The sequence below is a fragment of the Photobacterium sp. Ph5 genome, from assembly GCF_022129445.1.
Lineage (GTDB): Bacteria > Pseudomonadota > Gammaproteobacteria > Enterobacterales > Vibrionaceae > Photobacterium.
On record NZ_JADQAQ010000042.1, the window covers coordinates 1 to 19899 of the forward strand.

Annotated in this window: 19 protein-coding genes; 15 read left to right on the forward strand and 4 right to left on the reverse strand. The window is 39.0% G+C overall.

Features of this window, described 5'->3' with window-relative positions:
• Nucleotides 1-193: 193 nt before the first annotated feature.
• The 13 genes from I3259_RS15225 to I3259_RS15285 all read left to right on the forward strand — a co-directional run bounded on the left by I3259_RS15225 (nucleotide 194) and on the right by I3259_RS15285 (nucleotide 11668).
• Complete coding sequence (locus tag I3259_RS15225) at nucleotides 194-607, forward strand: prepilin peptidase (RefSeq protein ID WP_346769454.1); 414 nt, start codon at nucleotides 194-196, stop codon at nucleotides 605-607.
• Between the two features lie 80 nt (nucleotides 608-687).
• Nucleotides 688-1482: a Flp pilus assembly protein CpaB gene (gene cpaB, locus I3259_RS15230; protein WP_238030401.1), complete on the forward strand. Its 795-nt coding sequence runs from the start codon at nucleotides 688-690 to the stop codon at nucleotides 1480-1482.
• Between the two features lie 17 nt (nucleotides 1483-1499).
• Nucleotides 1500-2816: a pilus assembly protein N-terminal domain-containing protein gene (locus I3259_RS15235; RefSeq protein WP_238030402.1), complete on the forward strand. Its 1317-nt coding sequence runs from the start codon at nucleotides 1500-1502 to the stop codon at nucleotides 2814-2816.
• The gene (locus I3259_RS15240; RefSeq protein ID WP_238030403.1) at nucleotides 2813-3295 is read left to right on the forward strand and encodes a hypothetical protein; all 483 of its coding nucleotides are present in this window, start codon (nucleotides 2813-2815) and stop codon (nucleotides 3293-3295) included. The genes I3259_RS15235 and I3259_RS15240 overlap by 4 nt, the downstream gene beginning before the upstream one ends.
• 1 nt (nucleotide 3296) lies before the next feature.
• Nucleotides 3297-4523: a P-loop NTPase gene (locus I3259_RS15245; RefSeq protein ID WP_238030404.1), complete on the forward strand. Its 1227-nt coding sequence runs from the start codon at nucleotides 3297-3299 to the stop codon at nucleotides 4521-4523.
• On the forward strand, nucleotides 4520-5791 hold the full coding sequence (locus tag I3259_RS15250; RefSeq protein ID WP_238030405.1) for a CpaF family protein: 1272 nt from the start codon (nucleotides 4520-4522) through the stop codon (nucleotides 5789-5791). Before I3259_RS15245 ends, I3259_RS15250 begins: the two co-directional genes overlap by 4 nt.
• Nucleotides 5791-6699 carry a type II secretion system F family protein gene (locus I3259_RS15255; RefSeq protein WP_238030406.1) on the forward strand — a complete coding sequence of 303 codons (909 nt, stop codon included), beginning with the start codon at nucleotides 5791-5793 and terminating at the stop codon, nucleotides 6697-6699. The genes I3259_RS15250 and I3259_RS15255 overlap by 1 nt, the downstream gene beginning before the upstream one ends.
• Nucleotides 6696-7547, forward strand: a complete 852-nt coding sequence (locus I3259_RS15260; RefSeq protein WP_238030407.1) for a type II secretion system F family protein — start codon at nucleotides 6696-6698, stop codon at nucleotides 7545-7547. The genes I3259_RS15255 and I3259_RS15260 overlap by 4 nt, the downstream gene beginning before the upstream one ends.
• A gap of 16 nt (nucleotides 7548-7563) precedes the next feature.
• Nucleotides 7564-8268: a tetratricopeptide repeat protein gene (locus I3259_RS15265; protein WP_238030408.1), complete on the forward strand. Its 705-nt coding sequence runs from the start codon at nucleotides 7564-7566 to the stop codon at nucleotides 8266-8268.
• Between the two features lie 7 nt (nucleotides 8269-8275).
• Complete coding sequence (locus tag I3259_RS15270) at nucleotides 8276-8716, forward strand: TadE/TadG family type IV pilus assembly protein (RefSeq protein WP_238030409.1); 441 nt, start codon at nucleotides 8276-8278, stop codon at nucleotides 8714-8716.
• A 2-nt stretch (nucleotides 8717-8718) separates the two neighbouring features.
• A complete protein-coding gene (gene tadF / locus I3259_RS15275; RefSeq protein ID WP_238030410.1) occupies nucleotides 8719-9234 on the forward strand; it encodes a tight adherence pilus pseudopilin TadF in 516 nt (171 codons plus the stop codon).
• A gap of 1 nt (nucleotide 9235) precedes the next feature.
• The gene (locus I3259_RS15280; protein WP_238030411.1) at nucleotides 9236-11014 is read left to right on the forward strand and encodes a pilus assembly protein TadG-related protein; all 1779 of its coding nucleotides are present in this window, start codon (nucleotides 9236-9238) and stop codon (nucleotides 11012-11014) included.
• Between the two features lie 9 nt (nucleotides 11015-11023).
• On the forward strand, nucleotides 11024-11668 hold the full coding sequence (locus I3259_RS15285) for an OmpA family protein (RefSeq protein WP_238030412.1): 645 nt from the start codon (nucleotides 11024-11026) through the stop codon (nucleotides 11666-11668).
• An 83-nt stretch (nucleotides 11669-11751) separates the two neighbouring features.
• Here I3259_RS15285 and topA read toward each other — a convergent pair whose 3' ends face one another.
• Entirely contained in the window at nucleotides 11752-14397 is a 2646-nt protein-coding gene (gene topA / locus I3259_RS15290; protein ID WP_238030413.1) for a type I DNA topoisomerase, read from the reverse strand.
• A 623-nt stretch (nucleotides 14398-15020) separates the two neighbouring features.
• Here topA and I3259_RS15295 point away from each other — a divergent pair.
• A complete protein-coding gene (locus I3259_RS15295) occupies nucleotides 15021-15269 on the forward strand; it encodes a YciN family protein (RefSeq protein ID WP_238030414.1) in 249 nt (82 codons plus the stop codon).
• 60 nt (nucleotides 15270-15329) lie between these two features.
• Here the strand turns inward: I3259_RS15295 and sohB are convergent, their stop codons facing one another.
• Nucleotides 15330-16391: a protease SohB gene (gene sohB / locus I3259_RS15300; protein ID WP_238030416.1), complete on the reverse strand. Its 1062-nt coding sequence runs from the start codon at nucleotides 16389-16391 to the stop codon at nucleotides 15330-15332.
• 269 nt (nucleotides 16392-16660) lie between these two features.
• Here sohB and I3259_RS15305 point away from each other — a divergent pair, with 269 nt between their 5' ends.
• Nucleotides 16661-17434 (forward strand): YciK family oxidoreductase, encoded by a 774-nt coding sequence (locus I3259_RS15305; RefSeq protein ID WP_238030417.1) that lies wholly within the window; start codon nucleotides 16661-16663, stop codon nucleotides 17432-17434.
• Between the two features lie 68 nt (nucleotides 17435-17502).
• On the opposite strand, the gene I3259_RS15310 is transcribed toward I3259_RS15305, so the two are convergent.
• Together I3259_RS15310 and rluB are read right to left on the reverse strand one after the other, a co-directional pair.
• The gene (locus I3259_RS15310; protein WP_238030418.1) at nucleotides 17503-18387 is read right to left on the reverse strand and encodes a DMT family transporter; all 885 of its coding nucleotides are present in this window, start codon (nucleotides 18385-18387) and stop codon (nucleotides 17503-17505) included.
• Nucleotides 18388-18559: 172 nt separating this feature from the next.
• Complete coding sequence (rluB, locus tag I3259_RS15315; protein ID WP_005370804.1) at nucleotides 18560-19690, reverse strand: 23S rRNA pseudouridine(2605) synthase RluB; 1131 nt, start codon at nucleotides 19688-19690, stop codon at nucleotides 18560-18562.
• Between the last annotated feature and the right edge of the window lie 209 nt (nucleotides 19691-19899).

Here is a 19899-nt window from a genome sequence, read left to right on the forward strand (position 1 = left end):
ACCACCGATGCCAGAGAAGTTATTAACCTTAGCTGAGTCTCGGTGGTAATCAGGTTCGCTAAAGATGACGGTTTTACACATAAATTAGCTGATGGTTACAAAAATTTAGGCTCACAACTTTCATCAATTTCAAGCTCAGTAAGTACAGAGGTTGGTAACTAATTACTAATAAGCAATTACTATTTTTATTCTTATACTATTAATTATAATTGTTTTTTTTAATGATATTAAATACCGAAAAATACCCAATATACTTTGTTTACTTACCGCTATTTTTTGTTTGATATTCGCTTATCAACAGCATTATTTAGCATCAAGTTTACTCAGTAGTAGTGTGGTATTACTTGGCTCGATGGTGTTATTTTATCTCAACATCATGGGGGCTGGTGACGGAAAATTTGCGGCTGCATTGGCATTAGCCATTCCGTGGCAACAACTTAATATCGCGTTATTTTTAACGGCAATCATAGGTGGTGTATTAGCTATTATTTATTTCATTAAATATCGGCTAATACTGTGTAATAAAATAAAGCAAGATCCCGGTTTACCTTATGGCGTTGCCATAGGGCTTGGTTTTTTTATACCTATATTAATGAATGCCAGTTAATTAAACGTTTTCAAAATAAACGCTAAACAGTGTCTTTATTGTTTGGCGTTTATTTATTTTAAACACCCATAGAAAATATAATGAATTCAAAAATTCTTTTTTTTGTTGCCTTTATCGCGGTGTTTGCAGGGTTATTTGGCGTTGCCAATAACTATTTAGCAAAACCACCGCCAGCGACGGCAACTTCAACGCCAGTTGTTCCTGAAAAACCAACAGTCACTTATACCGTGTGGCGGGCGAAACACACCTTAAATAAAGGTCAAGCTATTAGTGCTAATGACGTTACTCGTGAATTAATGACTGAGAAAGAAGCACATAACAACGGAATCAATAAAGATATCACGCTTGATTTTAATTCAACCACGTTACTCAACACCGCTATCAAAAGTGGTGATTTAGTACTACCTGAAAATCAAGTCACGCCGAAACAAGCGGGCTATTTAACACTGATCACCCGTGAAGGTATGACGCTTTATCCTCTCACCATTAATACTAATAACCTGATCGATAATTACATCCAACCGGGTGATTTTATCGACATCATGGCAATCAGCTCTCCGGAAACCAACCTTGCTAGTGCAACCACACGTATTAATAGTTTTTCTAAAGTACAAGCCAATCTGTTCATGCAGCATGTGCATGTGTTATCGATTCAAAATAGCAATAGCGCGATTGATCCTGAAGTCAGTACTGCAAAAGCGGCACAAATAACGATTGTTATTGAAGTGCATCCTGACGATCTGGCAAAGCTCGCGTTAGCACAACGCACTATGTACTTAGAGATCTACCGTAGCCAGCAATACCGTCGTACACCCAATATCCAAATTAACGATGTCATCCGTGGTTATAACGGTGTGACGGAACTTCGCGGTTAACGCAAGGACAACTCACCATGCATCCCTTTTTCACTTTTTGTAAAAACCTTTTACTACAGATGATGCTGCCGACGTTACTTGTCATGTTTAGCGTAACAAGTGAAGCCAGTGAACGTGTCATGCACCTTAATAGTGCTAAAAACTTACGTTTCAATGACGAAATCGGCACTGTTTTTATCAGCTCGCCAGAAATAGCTGATTACAAGATCATCGACCCACAGCAACTTGTGCTTTTCGCCAATCAAATTGGTGAAACTACGCTGATTGTTTATAACGTTGATAATCAAGTTCTACTGTCACAACGCATTATCGTTAACGTTGACTTAACGAAGATCCGTCGCCAACTAGCACAGAGTTATCCGCAATTCTCCTTAACGCTTACCGCTGTGGGGAATCAAGTGGCGGTTCGTGGTCAAGTCGATACTGCCGAACAACGCAATGAAATCTATCACTTGATCGGCTCGTTATTAAATCGAAATAACAATCCAGCAGCGACGTCCGATGCGCTGAGTACGCCTCATTGGGATGGCATTATCAATGGGATTACGGTGGCTGAAGCCCAGCAAGTCAATGTCAAAATTACCGTTGCGCAAGTCACCAAAGAGTTCAATGAAACCATTGGTGTAGATTGGCCGTCTATTGGTTCAGGTCTTAAGTCTTTCAAACTTTTCCAATACAAATTTAACGACCTAAGCTCTGTGATCACTGCCATTGCTAACGACAGTATTGCCGAAGTATTAGCCGAGCCTAACCTAACCGTGCTTTCTGGCGAATCTGCAAAATTTCTCGTTGGTGGTGAGATCCCTATGGTGACTCACGATAACAGCCAAACCTCGATTAGCTTTAAACAATACGGTATTAGCTTAAATTTAAGTGCGAAGGTACTAGACGATCATAAGATCAAACTCAAGCTTGCTCCTGAAGTGAGTGCTGTCGATAAAATGGTAAAAAGTGCGGGTATTGAAATCCCTCAGATGATCACACGAAAAGCAGAAACTACGGTACAACTGGCTGACGGTCAAAGCTTTATGCTCGGTGGTTTAATGAGTAAAGACGATCAAGAAAATACATCCAAAGTACCGCTGCTTGGTGATATTCCTGTGGTTGGTGGTGCGTTTCGTAGCGTTTCTACACGCCGCGCGAAAACGGAGTTAGTCATCATTGCGACTGTTAACTTGGTTCATCCAATGGAAACCACTGAAATCCGTTTACCACATATTCAGAAAACGAACTCAATCCGTCGTTTATTCAATGTCTATGTACACCGTCCAGATAAAGAACAGCAAGATACCGTGACTGCCGATTTCTTAAATAAAGCAGGATTTATTCAATGATGCGTCTTGTTATTTTATTAATTATGAGTGTGATGACGATTGCCTGTTCAACAGATCATGCCACAGGTGTTCACGCTGCCATTTACGAGAAAACTAACCACTATACATTCGATATTAAACGTGGTGATAACGCGCAGTTAGTGAGTCAAATCACTCACACTGTGACTCCCTCACTGAGTCGCAATGCCTCGAATAGAGTGACGATAAACTGTAAAACAGCGAAAGCAAAAGCATTCGCCAAGCAGGTAAAAGTTAGACTAGTGAAACAAGGGGTTGCACCCTCTCATATCGACATCAAGTCAGCACACGGATTAACACATGATCTGGTTATTACTCATGCCTCTTTTGGTCTGAAAACCCAACATTGTGCCGTAGAAATGATTGGCCGTACCACTCAGCAAATTGGTTGTTATGTTGATAGCTTGCGTTTAAAGCAACTTAGCCACCCTGAGCATCTGTATTCAAGCGCCGAGGGATAATATGTTTAATTTATCAAAGTCACTGGTAAATAAAGTTACTTCCCCTGCTGAAAATAATACCCCAGCAGGATGTAGTGTTTTCTTCCAGACAGAAGCATGTGTTGAGTTGATCAATGAAGTTTTCAGCTTTGAAGGCTGGAACACACCAACATGTACCAAGTTGTCTGCTACGGATGAGCCAATCGATGCTAACGATTTACAAAGCATTGTGATCGTCGAGCTAAACCAATCATCCAATGTGGTTGAAGATGCCAAAAATTTTGCCAATCGCATTCCTAACCACAAAGGCGTGGTAGTGATCGGTAAAGAAGACGCCATTACTACCCTACGAAGCTTAAAAGAAATGGGCTTCTACTATCTATTTTGGCCTGTTACTAAGCAAGAATTCATCGACTTCTTACGTAATGTGCATACAAACCAACAACAATTTGCAGGTGTAAGCCAAAACCGTAAAGCAAAACGTGTTGCCGTTATTGGTACAAAAGGCGGTGTCGGCAATAGCTTAATTGCCAGTGAGCTTTCTTCTTACTTAGCCAATAAAGGGGCGGAGACAGTACTGATTGATCGCCAATATCGTGCAAGTAATATCGATATCATTTTAGGTTTAAAGAAATACCAAAAACATGATGCCAGTAATCTTGAATATCAATTGCATGATATGGATGAAAACAGCGCTAATGATTATCTCATTAAAATCAATAACAACTTAAAAGTGTTAGCGCTTGAAGGTAATCAAAGCATTGAGAAACTGGTGTTATACACCAATAACATCGCCGATCTGTTGATCCGCCATGCTAATTTCATCGTTGATGATTACTCAAGCTCTATCGACTACGAGTTTCAGCTTGATGCTATCGCAGACAAAAATGACATTCTTGTACTGGTCATAGAGCCAACAATCTCATCAGTACGTACAGCTCAAACTTACTTGCAACAAGTGAGTGCTCTGGGTGATTGTCGTGTATTGCTCTTTTTAAATATTCATCGTCCTGCGGGGGCTTTTTCATTAACTCAACCTGAAATTGAAACCTATTTGGAAAATGCCATTGATGTTGTTTTGCCTTATAACAAAACCCTTGCAACACAATTGTTAGAGGGAAAAAGGATCTATCAACAAGAAGATCCAACAACCGGTGCTATCTGCCAATTGGCATTAAAAATTAAAGGTAAAAATCATCACCTCGCCGTGTCGCCATTCCATAAGTTCAAAGCGATGTTTAAACGATGAATAATAATAAAGAACTCTATTTGTCGATTCGACAGCAAATCTTTGAAGTCTTGGATGCACAAGCCATTATTGCGATGCCAAAAGATGAGCTATTACGACAAATACAAAGTGCAGTAGAAGTGTTAGCGGATAACTATCACCGTCCTGTGCCGTCAATGTTACGCCAACTGTTGGTGAAAAATTTAGTGGATGAGCTGATTGGCTTAGGTCCATTACAACCACTATTAGATGATGACTCGATCACCGACATCATGGTAAATGGCGCTAATAGCATTTTCTTTGAGCGTAACGGCATTATGCAGCCATCGGACATTGTGTTTGTGAATGAAGCACAATTACTGGATATTGCACAGCGTATTGCGTCACGTGTTGGTCGCCGTGTCGATGAATCATCGCCAATGGTAGATGCACGTTTAGAAGATGGTAGCCGTGTCAATATCGTCATTAGTCCGATTGCGATTGATGGTACCTCAATTTCCATTCGTAAATTTCGCGAACAAAGTATTGGGTTACCCGATCTTGTCCGATTCGGCTCACTAACAGCTGAAATGGCACAAATCTTAATGATTGCAGCACGCTGTCGACTCAATATTTTGATCTCTGGTGGTACAGGCTCAGGTAAAACAACCTTGCTTAATGCGCTTTCAAACTTCATTAGTGAAGATGAACGCATTATCACGATTGAAGATGCGGCTGAACTGCGTTTACAGCAACCCCATGTTGTACGTTTAGAAACCCGTGTTGCCAGCGTTGAAAATACCGGTGAAATTAATCAACGTAATCTCGTGATTAACACCCTGCGTATGCGCCCAGATCGGATCATCCTTGGTGAGTGTCGTGGCGCAGAGGCATTTGAAATGCTGCAAGCAATGAACACAGGCCACGATGGTTCAATGTCTACGTTGCATGCTAATACACCAAGAGATGCGGTTTCTCGTGTTGAATCTATGGTGATGATGGCAAGTCTCAATCAGCCAATTGAAGCCATTCGCCGCACAATTGTCAGTGCTGTTCACTTGATCATTCAGGTAAACCGTCAACGAGACGGCTCTCGAAAAATCACCAGTATTACTGAAGTCATTGGCTTAGAAGGTCAAAACGTTGTATTGGAAGAACTATATAAATTCCAGCCATCGATGAACCAAGATAGCACTAAAGTGCAAGGTGACTTTGTCACCCAAGGCGTTATGCAACGTTCTATCTTAATGCAGCGTGCCGCCTATTACGGCTTACAGCAAGAACTACTGCAAGCGTTCCGAGGTGAGTAATGATCTTCTATTCAATATTGGTTGGCATTGGTTTGCTTTGCTTATTTCTAGCAAGAAGAAATAACGCTGATCTAAAAACACATTTCTTACAAAAACAAACAAGCAGCAATATCCCAGCATTAGAAGCCATTAACCTGGCTTCATTGCACAAAATGAAGCTTTGGAAAAAAATCTTACGCGCGTTAATGCCAGCTATTGAAATGTTGGGGCAACGCTCTGGTTTGAAGATAACAGGATTCATTGTTGTGATGATTGCTGTTGGTGTTTATACCAATGATATATTGCTCGAAATTCATACGCTTTGGCTACCAATGTTATTTCCAATTCTCGGTTGTTTATGGGCTTGGTCATGGCTACTGAAAAAGCGTAGACAAGAGTTTGAGCAAAACTTTCCCGATGCATTAAACATTATGATGAGCGCAATCACTGCAGGTGAAAGCATCATGCAATCTATCAGTTATGTGGGAAGAACGCTTAACAATAAAGTGGGACATGAGTTTAAAGACATGGGTGAACGCCTAAAATTAGGTGAACCACCAGAGCAGGTATTTAACCGTGCTTGTCGGCACTACCCCTACCCTGCTTTTTTATTTTTCGTCGTTACAATTCGCGCCAATATGTCTCGCGGCGGTCAGTTAAAAGCGGTCATGGCGAGGTTAATTCGCGTATTGGTTGACTCTCGCACACTGGAAAAAAAGAAAGACGCACTAACCTCTGAAGCGCGTCTATCCGCCAAAATTGTAGGGGCTTTACCCTTCATCTTTATGGTGATTATGTATTACATGAATCCTGCAAACCTTGAGTTTGTTTTTACTGATCCTAAAGGGCGCGTAATTTTGTACTACGTAGTAGGTAGTGAAGCCATTGGTATGTCAATAATTTGGTTACTGATCCGGAGAGTAAAATGATTGAGCATCTTATTATTCTCTTACTGGGTTTAAGCCTTGCTATTGCTTGGGGGATCTCTGAATGGTTTCGTCGTAAGGAACGACAGATAAAGGTTAATCGTTACCTAAACTACCAACAGAGAAAAAGGCACACCAAGCTAGATACTGTTATTGCGTACTTAACACCTAAAAACCAAGCTGAGTTAGAACAACAATTTATTGATGCAGGGTTTTATAACCGCAACTGGCCTAAATACTTCCATCCTCTCAAACTAGTGGTGGTTTTATTGGTTGGTATGGGGCTTTTTATTTCGCCTATCATTCTTAAAAATAAAGTGTTAATTGGTTCTATCGCTTTGATCATATTACTCGTTTTACCGGACACACTTTTGAGTATTAGAAAGAAAGCAATCACTTATCGCGTATCACATCAACTGCCATACATGCTCGATATGATGGCGGTTTGTATTCAAACAGGCATGACAATGGAATCAGCCCTTGCTTACTTAAGCGTAGAGTTAAAATCATTTGATAAGTATCTCTGCTTTTACATTAAAAAAGCCTCTGATACTGCGAAAATTAAAGGCTTAGAAAAAGCATTAAATGACTTATGTGTTCAAATACCCACACCTGAAATACGTAGCTTTGCTTTAACACTGATTCAAAACCTGCAATACGGTACATCTATCGCGACTGTTTTAAGTGATCTTTCAGAAGATATGCGTAAAAGCCAAGTGCTGAGTATTGAAGAAAAAATCGGCAAGCTTGCCGCACAAATGAGTGTGCCACTTATTTTATTTATCATGTTCCCCATTGTTATTTTGATTTTGGCACCGGGCATGATGCAAATGACTTTAGATTTAGGGTAACTATTCTAGGATAACCATGCGTTTCATTATTACTTTACTACTGCTTGTTACATTAACAGGTTGCGTTTCTGCACCTGAAAATCATACCGCATCCATTACTAACTTAGAAAAAGTTGGCAACTATCACGGTATTGTAGCTCACTATCGAAAACAGTTAGCAACAAAACCTAATAATCCGAAAATTATGCTAAAACTGGCTGATGCTTATTGCCATTTAGGTGATATAGAATCAGCTCAGTTTTATATTTCACAACTTAATTCACCACGCTTACAAAACGCTGAGTATTTCTATATTTCAGCAAATATTAATATGGTGTCAGAGCAATATCGCTCTGCGATTAAAAATTATAACCTCGCGATAAAACGTAATATCAATAACCCTGAAGTATTCATCAATCAAGGTATTGCTTATGGTTATCTAAATAAATATCAACAAGCAGAATCCGCATTTAACCAAGCTCGCCTACATGGTTATGATGAAAATATCATCAAGAATAACCTTGCGACACTAAAAATTGCACAAAATAAAAATCAGCAAGCGGTAGATATTCTCTCCCCTGTTTACTTAAATGATCCTAAAAATAAAACCATTGCATTTAACTTAGCTATTGCGCTAATTCGAACCGATCATGAAATACAGGCAAGAGAAATACTACTTACACATTACTCTCAAGCTGAAACAATACAATTATTAAGTGCCCTAAAGAGCCAAAAAGCTTAGGTTTATAATGAAACACAAAAAACAAAATGGCTCGGTAAGCATTGAGTTTGCGATGAGCTCTATTGTGCTTTTTATGATGATATTTGCTGTATTTGAACTTACTCGATTTATCTATATCAATAATCTTGTCGATATTGCAATCACTGAATCAGCCCGTGATAGCCGTATACATCAAAGTAAATCTGATGGAAAAAATAGCTACGCCGTTATTAATAGCAATAGGCTTTGGAATGTTCTTTTAATAAACAGAAATGATATTAATACTACAATGCAGTGTTACAGAAACATTTCGGATATAACCAGTAATGTTGTCACAAACTGTGATAACGCCAACTTGATTTTTTATACTTTGACATACAATTACCATCCAATGTTTATCTTCAATGGTGTTGCGGAAAGAAAAATATCTCGCAGTATTTTAATACAAAACGAATACCAAGGCTGGTAATAATGAAATCCTTAAATAAGCAACAAGGCAGCTTCATTATTGAACTTGCCTTTGTACTGATGTTTTTGTGCTTACTCACATTATTTACAGCAGATATTGCCATGCAATTATTTACCCGAACTAAATTAGATCGCGTAAGTTACTCCTTAGTAAACGTATTAAAAGAAAGAACCCGTTTTTATAACGGCAATCGTTCAATTAACAGCGATTCACAATCACTCAATGCAGTGGCTACAAAATTATTAGGAAATAATGAGTTTGGCTTAGTTATTGATGCCTTTGATGGTAATGAAAAACTGAATATTAACACTATTGCTTTGCCTAACAATGTTACTTGCAAGCATAGTCCATTTAATAAAGCACTGATTCCGGTAAATAGCAATGACCCTAATAACACGGTTCGCACGCCAGTTTATCAAGTCACGCTTTGCGAAAAGTACCATTCTTGGTTTGGTAAATTCACTCATGGTTCAACTGAATTCATGATTCAATCCACGTCCGTTATGCCGGGTAGATAATATGAAAAAACAACAAGGTGTCGCGGCTATTATTTTAGTCTTAATTCTTATTCCACTGTTTGGCTGTGTTTTCTTTGCACTCGAAGGTACACGCTATATTCAGAAAAAAACACGTCTAGCTGATGCTTCAGAAGCGGCAGCGATTGCGGTTACAGATCAAAATCCAAATCAGTTAGATGTGAATGTGTTAAGCGACCCAAACACAACAAAAATTACAGACAGTGTTTTAGCTAAAAACTACATTAATAGCTACGTTCGTAACATCAAAAATGAAGATATTAGTATTCAGCCAAGTGTCACTGAAAACTATTACCAATATAACGTTAATGTTAATACTGAACATCAATCTTGGTTCAACAGTACATTAATCCCTAGCTTTAAAAAAATACAATCAATCAGTGAAAGTGCATTAGCGAGGAATGATTCTGCTCTCTCAAATCCAAGAGATATTGACTTAGTACTCGTCGCTGACTTTTCTGGTTCTATGCGTCATAACGGTAAATTAGAAACATTAAAAGATGCTGTAAATGAGATTTCAGAGAAAATTCTTGCTAACAAAAGTAACAGAATTGCCTTTGTTCCTTTCGATATGAGAACACAAGAGTTAGATAATAATAAACATCATTCTTGTGCAACAAGTCTTGCATATAAAGAACACTATAAATACAAATATGATAATAACTATAATTCATATAACAATATAGATTATAACTATAAAATAAATGATAAATATTATTTCAATTATAATGAAAATGAATTAAAACTACTATTAAAACCTAAATTAATAATGAAAAAAAATTACTGTTGCTTAAGTAACAGTAATAATAAATGTATAAGTGAAAATTTAACATCAAAAATAAAATTTGGCTTATTTGGTAGAAAATGTGAAAAGATAGAACCATATAGTTTATATATATATGACGGTGGTTATAAGATAGAATACAAAGATAAATATTTCAGAGTTCCCTATACAGAAGACCAAAAAAACATTAATACTATACTTGATGTTTTAGATAAATCAAAAAATGAAATTAAGACAAACAGAAATGAAAAGTTTTACATTAACATAATGCTAGATGATTATGAAAACATGAATTTTATAATTAAAGGCATAATAGACATATCACAAAACATAATAGATAGACTTTCTGAAAGTGAAAAAGCCATTAATTATATAAAAAGAAAAGTTGGATTTTATGAAAAATACCCTGACCCTTATGAATATATAGATATAGATAAAACTATTGATATAAAAACAACCGAATATAGAGAAATAAAAGACTATGAATATAATAACCTATTCGACAGATTACTCTGCAAAAATAACTTTTACACATTGAAACTAAAGCATTATTCTCATTATGAATTTATGGATAGTATAAACAGCATGGAATATGGTGGTTTTACATCTATTTATCAAGGAATATTAAGAGGTTCTCAAATACTAAAAGGAGAACCTGGTAGCAAGAAAAACAATCGATTAAAAATAATGATACTACTTTCTGATGGTGATGATGCACCTTTTGAAAAGACATTTAAAACCTTAGCAGATAAAGGGCTATGTAAAAATATCGAAGATTATTTCAAGCCAAATTTTCATATGGGGGCAATCGGTATTCAATATAACGCTAAAAAACATAGTGAGATATTAGACTGTTTTGGTGAAAAAAATGTTTATCAAGCAGATAACAAAGCACTTCTAATCAATAAAATTAATTCGATTATCCAAAAAGGTCAAAAATCATCCGGCATCACCAAACTTTCTGATGGACAAAACTAGGAAATATCCATGAACACTTTACATATTTTTACAGCGTTAACTTTAATGGCTTTTTCGTCACTGAGTGTTGCTTCAAATAACAGTACAGACATTCAAAACAAGCTGATCAGTTACTGTGCAACGCCACAAATGAATATCACTAAAACTGAAACAATACAAAACGTGACAGCAGTGGCGCTCAATCAAGATGGTTATATGTTAATTGCCAAACCAATCTCAGATCCTGCTATCTATACGCAATTACTTAAACTGAGTCAACAAGCACAACTACCTGACAGTTGTATGGAATATTTAACCACTAACGGTTTAATGACAATAAAACCCGATAATAAACTGCTCGCGCGTTTGTATTTCAAATTTGATAACAGCGTGCTTAGCGATGAATCTCGCCGTATTATTAACATGGTTATTGAACAGTTAAAACAGCAACCTAATGTGCTTCAATTGACAGGCAATACCGATAACACAGGCAGTGCTGTTTATAACAAGATGCTAGGACTAAAGCGTGCTTACCAAACATCATTAGCGCTACAAGCTAAAGGTATTAAGCAACCAAAACTGTACATTCAGTCAAATGGCGAACAACACCCTATCGCGACAAACAGCACTGCGGCAGGTAGACATGATAATCGCCATGTTGATATCACCTTGTAAATAACAATCATACAAAGACAAAAAACCGCCATCAGCTTAGCTCATGGCGGTTTTTTATTTAACTTTGAAAGTTAACGAAGAAATTACTTCTCAGCTTTCTCTTTCTTTGGCTTTTTACGTTTGTCCGTGATTTCCCACTTACCATCAACGTAAAGTGCAGTCCAACCTGAAGGCTTACCATCAATCTCAGAACGCACGTAGTTTTCTTTACTCTTACGAGCAAAACGAACCACAGTTGGTAGACCATCTGGATCGGCTACTGGCGCTTCTGTTAGGTAAGTAAACTTAGGCGATAGGCGATCTTTAAAACGTACTAGCTCTTCCACTAACGGCGCACGTGTTTCACGCGATTTAGGGAAGGTACTTGCCGCCATAAACAAACCAGACGCGCCGTCACGAAGTACAAAGTAAGCATCTGTATCTTGCGTACAAGGTATTTCTGGAAGATGTACTGGATCTTCTTTCGGTGGCGCAACTTCACCATTTTTCAGGATCTTACGGGTGTTCTTACAGCTTTCGTTAGTACAGCCCATATACTTACCGAAGCGACCGTTTTTCAGTTCCATATCAGAACCACACTTGTCACATTCGATAACAGGTCCTTCATAGCCTTTAAGCTTGAACTCACCTTTTTCAACGATGTAACCTTCACAGCTTGGGTTATTACCACAAACGTGTAGTTTACGATCTTTGTCGATCAGGTAGGCGTCCATTGCAGTACTACAAATCGGACAACGTTTCTTAGCACGTAATGCTGCCGTTTCAACGTCTTCTTCAAGTACGTTAACAATGCCTTCTTCACTACCTAAGTTGATCGTTGTTTTACAACGCTCTTTAGGTGGCAGTGCATAACCAGAACAACCTAGGAATACACCCGTTGATGCAGTTCGAATCCCCATTGGGCGAGAACACGTTGGACATTCAATATCAGTTAATACGATATTGTTAGGCTTCATGCCGCCTTCTGATTCATCAAGCTCAGCTTTTTCAAGCTCAGTGGTGAAATCAGAGAAGAACTCATCAAGCACTTTCTTCCAGTTTTTCTCGCCTTCAGCGATTTTATCGAGGTTACCTTCCATACGGGCAGTAAAATCGAAATCCATCAAATCAGGGAAACTACCGTCTAAGCGATCTGAAACAATCTCACCCATCTTCTCAGCGTAAAAACGGCGCTGATCAACACGCACATAACCACGATCTTGAATCGTTGAAATAATTGATGCGTATGTTGATGGACGACCAATACCACGCTTTTCTAGCTCTTTAACCAATGCAGCTTCTGTAAAGCGCGCTGGCGGCTTAGTAAAGTGTTGCTTAGGTTCGAGTTGTTCTAGCTTCAATACGTCTCCCACGTTAACCATAGGCAGCGTAGTGTCTTCATTTTTACCTGATGGACGCTGTACTAGTGTCCAACCTGCAAAACGTAACGTACGACCTTTCGCTTTTAAGCTAAAGTCACCCGCTTTCACGGTAATCGTGCTTGAATCGTATTTCGCTGGCACCATCTGACATGATACGAATTGACGCCAAATTAAGTCATATAACTTAACTGCATCAGCTTCCATACCTTCTAGGTTTTCAGCTTTCATTTCTACGTGAGAAGGACGAATTGCTTCGTGCGCTTCTTGAGCATTTTTCTTACTACCATAAACATTAGCCGTTTTTGGCAAATATTCATCGCCGTACTCACTACCAATAAAGTCACGTGCTGATTCAACCGCCTCTTTAGAAAGGTTGGTTGAGTCGGTACGCATATAGGTAATGTGACCCGCTTCGTATAAACGTTGCGCTAAGCCCATAGTACGCTTAACACCGTAACCTAAGCGCGTACTCGCCGCTTGTTGCAATGTTGAGGTAATGTATGGCGCTGATGGTTTGCTGCTAGTTGGTCGATCTTCACGATCAATCACTTCGAACGCTGCTTTTTCAAGTAACGCTTTTGCAGCCATGGTGTCTTTTTCATTAACAGGACGGAAAGCTTTACCCGCCTGTTGTGCCACCATTAAACGTAACGCGTCTTTACCGACGGTTAATGTGTCTGCGTGGATATCCCAAAACTCTTCAGGATCAAAAGCATTAATTTCGCGTTCACGTTCAACGATTAATTTTACCGCTACAGACTGAACACGACCCGCAGATAAACCACGAGCGACTTTTTTCCACAATAATGGTGAAACCATAAAGCCAACAACACGGTCTAAGAAACGACGTGCTTGCTGTGCGTTTACACCATCAATATTAAGTTCACCAGGCTCTTCAAACGCCTGTTGAATTGCATTCTTCGTAATTTCGTTGAACACAACGCGCTTATAGCGTGCATCATCGCCACCGATGATCTCACGAAGGTGCCACGCAATGGCTTCTCCTTCGCGGTCCAAATCGGTTGCGAGATAAACATAGTCAGCGTCTGCTGCTAGTTTCTGTAATTCATTAACGACTTTTTCTTTACCCGGAAGTACTTCGTAATGCGCATTCCAATCATCATAGGGGTCAACACCCATTTTGCCGATCAGTGCTTTACGGTCTTTTTCTTGCTTGATGCGTGCTTTTTCTTCAACACTCAACCCTTTGGTCGATGTTGCCGCGGCTTTCTTGCCATTACTACGTGCACCTGTTGGTAAATCACGAACGTGACCAACACTTGACTTAACAATGAAATCCTTACCCAAGTACTTATTAATCGTTTTAGCCTTGGCGGGGGACTCCACGATAACGAGAGATTTACCCATAATGACTCTATTACGTCCTCGTGCTCGCTAAATATAAAAATAAAAAATGGCTACTGTATTACGGAGTAATTCAGCAACATTCAACCAATCTCATTAAGTCACTAATCATAAAAAGATAGGAGCAGTGAATTAATATGATTGCCTATGATCTTTTTCGTAATCAAACATTTTTGCAATGAAAAATTTCATTGTCACTACGTAAAATTCTATTTACATATTGGGCTAGAATACAAGAAGGTCAACTGCTTTTTAACGAAATCTGTCTGTTTGGTTGCACCTTCCGCAATTGTTAATAAAATGTATAAGATGAATGCAGCCTGACAAAGACTGAGATAAAGCTTTGATTTAAAACAATTTAGCAGATGAATTATGTCGTTTTACAAAAGCAATAAACTACTAAAAAATAAATTGAGCATGAATTTGTGCAGATCATTACCATTTATCTAATATCGCTGACTAGCGTAAAAAAAAATTTTATGTCTTTGGTCACATAATTAAGGGTATTAAAACAAAACACGCCTTAATATTGATTAAATAATAAACATCCTGTGATTTTGTTTATTTGTTTTATTCAATTAAGTTAAATAGACTATGCAGGCTATTAGATTGTTTGAGACTTTACTATGAGTGATAAAAACCCAATTTCATCGACTGATTTACTAATGATTGCTAACCAAATCATTCAAGATCAAGAGTCTTATATTGATGGGATGCGTGCTACTTCTGTCGAAGAGCGCGATGGTGTACTAATTTTCAAAGGGGAATATTTCCTTGATGATGAAGGATTACCAACACCAAACACCACTGCTGTTTTCAATATGTTCAAGATGCTTGCACACAAGCTTTCTCCTGAGTTTACGCTAGCAAGCTAAACTGATGAGAATAAAAAAACCCGCATTCAAGCGGGTTTTTTAAACACATATAAATTATGTTTACATAAATGGACGCTGACCACGCGCAACCCACTTCATCAGTAAACTATCCGCAGCTTCGCTTGATGCTCCTGCTAGTTTCTCAGCAAGCTTCTTACGACGTACGTATTTTACTTTAAGTACTTCACGGTCTTTACATGCTTCGGTGATCAAATCATCACTGGTTGAAATCTGATCAACTAAACCTAATTCAAACGCTTGTTGACCAAACCAATGCTCGCCCGTCGCCACTTTTTCAAGATCAAGATCTGGACGGTGAGCTGCAATAAAGTTCTTAAATAAGCCATGAGTTTCTTCGATTTCCATCTGGAATTTTTCACGAGCTTTATCGGTATTTTCACCAAACATGGTTAATGTACGCTTAAACTCACCAGCTGTAATTTGCTCGTAGTCGATATCGTTCTTTTTCAATACCTTATTAAAGTTAGGTAATTGAGCAATCACGCCAATTGAGCCAACAATTGCAAACGGTGCTGAAACAATTTTATCAGCAACACATGCCATCATATAACCACCACTTGCTGCTACTTTATCAACTGCAATAGTCAGCTTAATACCTGCCGCTTTTAAACGATCAAGTTGAGATGATGCCAATCCATAACCATGTACCATACCGCCGCCGGTTTCTAAGCGTAGTAGGACTTCATCACCTTCAATAGCAACCGCCAAGATTGCGGTGATTTCTTCACGTAATGACGAGACTTCACGCGCATCAATACTGCCATGGAAATCCACTACAAATAAGCGAGGATCACGTGATGTTTCTAAGCTGCCATTTTTAGCCGCTTGTTTCACTTCTTGTTGACGTGCTTTATCTTTTTCTTTCTCTGATTTCTTATCAGCTTTATCACGTGCTTTTAACAACGCTTTATCAAATAAGTGAGATTCAAGTTGGTTCACTGTGTCTTTGTATTGTTCTGTCAGATCGCTCACTTCCAGTTCACCTTTTTGTGAACCATGACGACCATTCAATGCTTTTACTAATACCAATACACCAACAATCGCAACAACCACTGTCGCGATTTTGGCGAAAAATAGTCCATAATCAAATAAAAATTCCAATATCCAATCCTCTTTGTTGGCAGTAAAAAAGTGCCAATCTTTATTGTAACTGTGTTATCACGTTTATCGCTATCTTCTCTTTCAGAAAAATGTAATGAATCGGTTTATAGATCACGTCTTAAGATGAAAGGAAATTTTCTCAGCGAGTAAATTCTGATATGTTTTGTTTAGTAGTAATCTATATTGTTACCAAGCTCAATACTTGGTAGAGTTCTTCGGCGAAAAATCAGCCAAATAACAAGAAAAATCAACATTAGAAGGATGCTAACGTGGAATACCATAATGCTGCTGATTCTCTTAAAGATCGTGTCATTTTAGTAACAGGTGCCGGTGATGGCATAGGACGCGAAGCCGCTATTCAATATGCAGCCCATGGTGCAACAGTTATTTTACTCGGTAAAACAGTTGCAAAACTCGAAACCGTTTATGATGAAATTGAAGCGCTAGGCTACACACAGCCTGCTATTATTCCTTTAGATTTAATGGGCGCGACTAAACAGCACTACCTCGATATGGTGGATACCATCGAGCAACAATTTGGTCGTCTTGATGGCGTATTACATAATGCAGGGATCTTGGGCGTACTTAGCCCACTAGAACAAATTGAAGAGTCAACCTTTGATGATGTCATGCAAGTAAATGTGAAAGCCCAGTTTTTATTAACTCAGGCTGTTATTCCATTTATAAAGAAGTCTCCTGATGGCAGAATTATTTTCACATCATCAACCGTTGGTCATAGTGGTCGTGCATTTTGGGGCAGTTATGCCATTTCAAAATTCGCAACAGAAGGCATGATGCAAGTCCTTGCTGATGAATTAAGTAACACCAATGTAAAAGTAAATGCAATAAATCCTGGTGGTACTAGAACAGGAATGCGCGCAAAAGCCTTCCCTGCTGAAGATGCAAAACAGCTTAAGACGCCAAAAGATATCATACCGCTCTATGTGTATCTAATGGGCCCTGAAAGCCGTCATATTTCTGGTAAATGTATTGATGCTCAGCCTAAGCCAACATCGTCTCACAGCCATTGTGAAGAAGAATAAAGCTAAACATTGAGATATAAACAAAATAGCCGACGCAATGTCGGCTTTTTTACAAGCTAAATCTAGTGTTAATGACGTGGTGTTTTTAGTTGTTTTCGCCACTGCCAAGCAAATAAACAGGATAAGGTCAGTACAACGACAGTTGAGCCTAACAACACATTGGCTGTTGGTGTTTCCCCAATGATCAACCATACCAACAACGGACCAAAAAGCACTTCAAGTAACAAGATCAAACTGGTTTCAGCTGCGGGTAAATAACGTGGCCCATGTGCAATTAAATAGAAAGACAATGGGATCACAACACCACCGAGTAAGAACATATAAATAGCATGTTGCATATCTAGGGCGAACGGTTTAGCGCCAACAGAGAGCGAAATAATCGATGTAAATACACCAGCCAGAATAATATAAATAGAGCCTAATTGCCCTTGGGTCTTACGAAGTGCAACAAGGTAAACGGCTATTGCAACAGCAGAAACCAAAGCAAGTGAATCGCCTCTCAGCTCGTCAATGGTGGGATGATAGCCAAACACTAACCCTATTCCACCCACAGCAATAATAATCGCAATAATTGTTGCCTTATCTAACTTCTCTTTTAAGAAGAAGAAACCAATCACTGCCGTAAATAACGGTGCGGTATTAGTGATCACCAAAGTACTGGCCACTTGGGTATTATTCAGTGATAACACAAAACAAATGGTGGATGCACTAAACAATCCTGCGGTAATTAAGGTTAATAATGACGGGCGTAATAAATGTTGCGTGATCAATTTTTTATCTGAATACCACTGCACAATAAACAACATGACAGCAGGTAAGAAGCCGCGCCAGAAAATTAATGTCCATTCATTACTATCAATTAAACGCACGAGTAGCGTATCAAAACTTAATACCATCACGCCAAAGACCGTGATCAATCGCCCCCGTTGTTGCTCTTTCAATGTATCTAACATTGCTATACTCACTGACTATTCGTTATATATTTAGCATCCCTTCACAGTAAAGTGCATCACAGCAATATTCACACTATTTACTCAGTGCCTCTTGAGTTATACCACGTGGTTTACCAGATACAAAAAAACCGACACTAGGTCGGCTTTTAATTATTCTTATAGTCTAAACCAATTACTTACGAGTACGTGGTTTAGCAGGTTTATTGGCTAAAGGGTTGCGGCGATTTGCTGCATTTCCTGAAGGCTTACGCTTACCTGATGATTGCGGTTTACCCGATGTTTGTGGGCGACCTGATGATTGTGGCTTACCGTTATCGCGACTGTCACGATTATCACGACCTTTTGCTGGCTGCGAACGACCATTACCACGACGCTCGTTTGATTGAGCTTCAACTTCAGCATTACGGCTAGAGCCAGGGTTACGACGATCGTTACCACGACCACGACGACCGCGACCACCGCCCGTTTCTACACGCTCTTCGTGACGACGAACAGCTCGACGGATCTGACGAATACCTTTTTTACGTTTTTGACCTTCAACAGTTAATGCTGTTTCAGTCTCAGGTGGAAGCTCAACTGTTGCACGAAGCTCATTCACTTCTTTTAGCTCAAGCTCACTCCAACCACCACGAGGCATATCTTTCGTTAAGTAAACATCACCGTAACGAACACGCTTTAGACGGCTAACAGTAACGCCTTGAGAATCCCATAAACGACGAACCTCACGGTTACGACCTTCAGTGATCACTACGTAGAAAGTATGGTTCATACCCTCACCACCAGCGTAAACAACATCTTCAAAGCGTGCTAAACCATCTTCTAGTTCAACACCTTTAACAACGTTCTTAACCATTTGCTCAGTCACTTCACCAAATACACGAACCATGTATTCACGTTCAACTGTGCGGCTTGGGTGCATTAAGCGGTTAGCAAGTTCACCATCTGTTGTGAACAACAATAAACCTGAGGTGTTCGCATCAAGACGACCTACTGATACCCAGCGGCCAGTGTTTAAGCGAGGAAGACGATCAAATACAGTACGGCGGCCTTCAGGATCGTGACGAGTACATAGCTCACCTTCTGGCTTGTTGTAAGCAAGAATACGGCAAATTTCTTCATCAGAAGAGATCAGCTCAATGTTATGACCATCAATGCGAACACTTACTGATAAATCTTCAAGACGATCGCCAAGTTTAGCAACGACACCATCAACACTCACTCGACCGTTTTGGATCATTAATTCGATTTCACGACGTGATCCTTGGCCAGCTCGTGCCAATACCTTCTGTAATTTTTCACTCATTATAGACAAACCTTTGTCGCCTTCACAGGCGTCGAAATACTCATCAAAAGATTCCGGACAATACTTTCCAATTTAAAATCAGAGAGTTACTTAACCAAAACCATTTATGCGAATAGCATTAATTTGGATTCTGTGTGAGGCATTAACAACTCACTTTTTATCAGAATGTGGGCGCGCATTATGCCAAAAGAAGGCAAAGTTAGCTATAA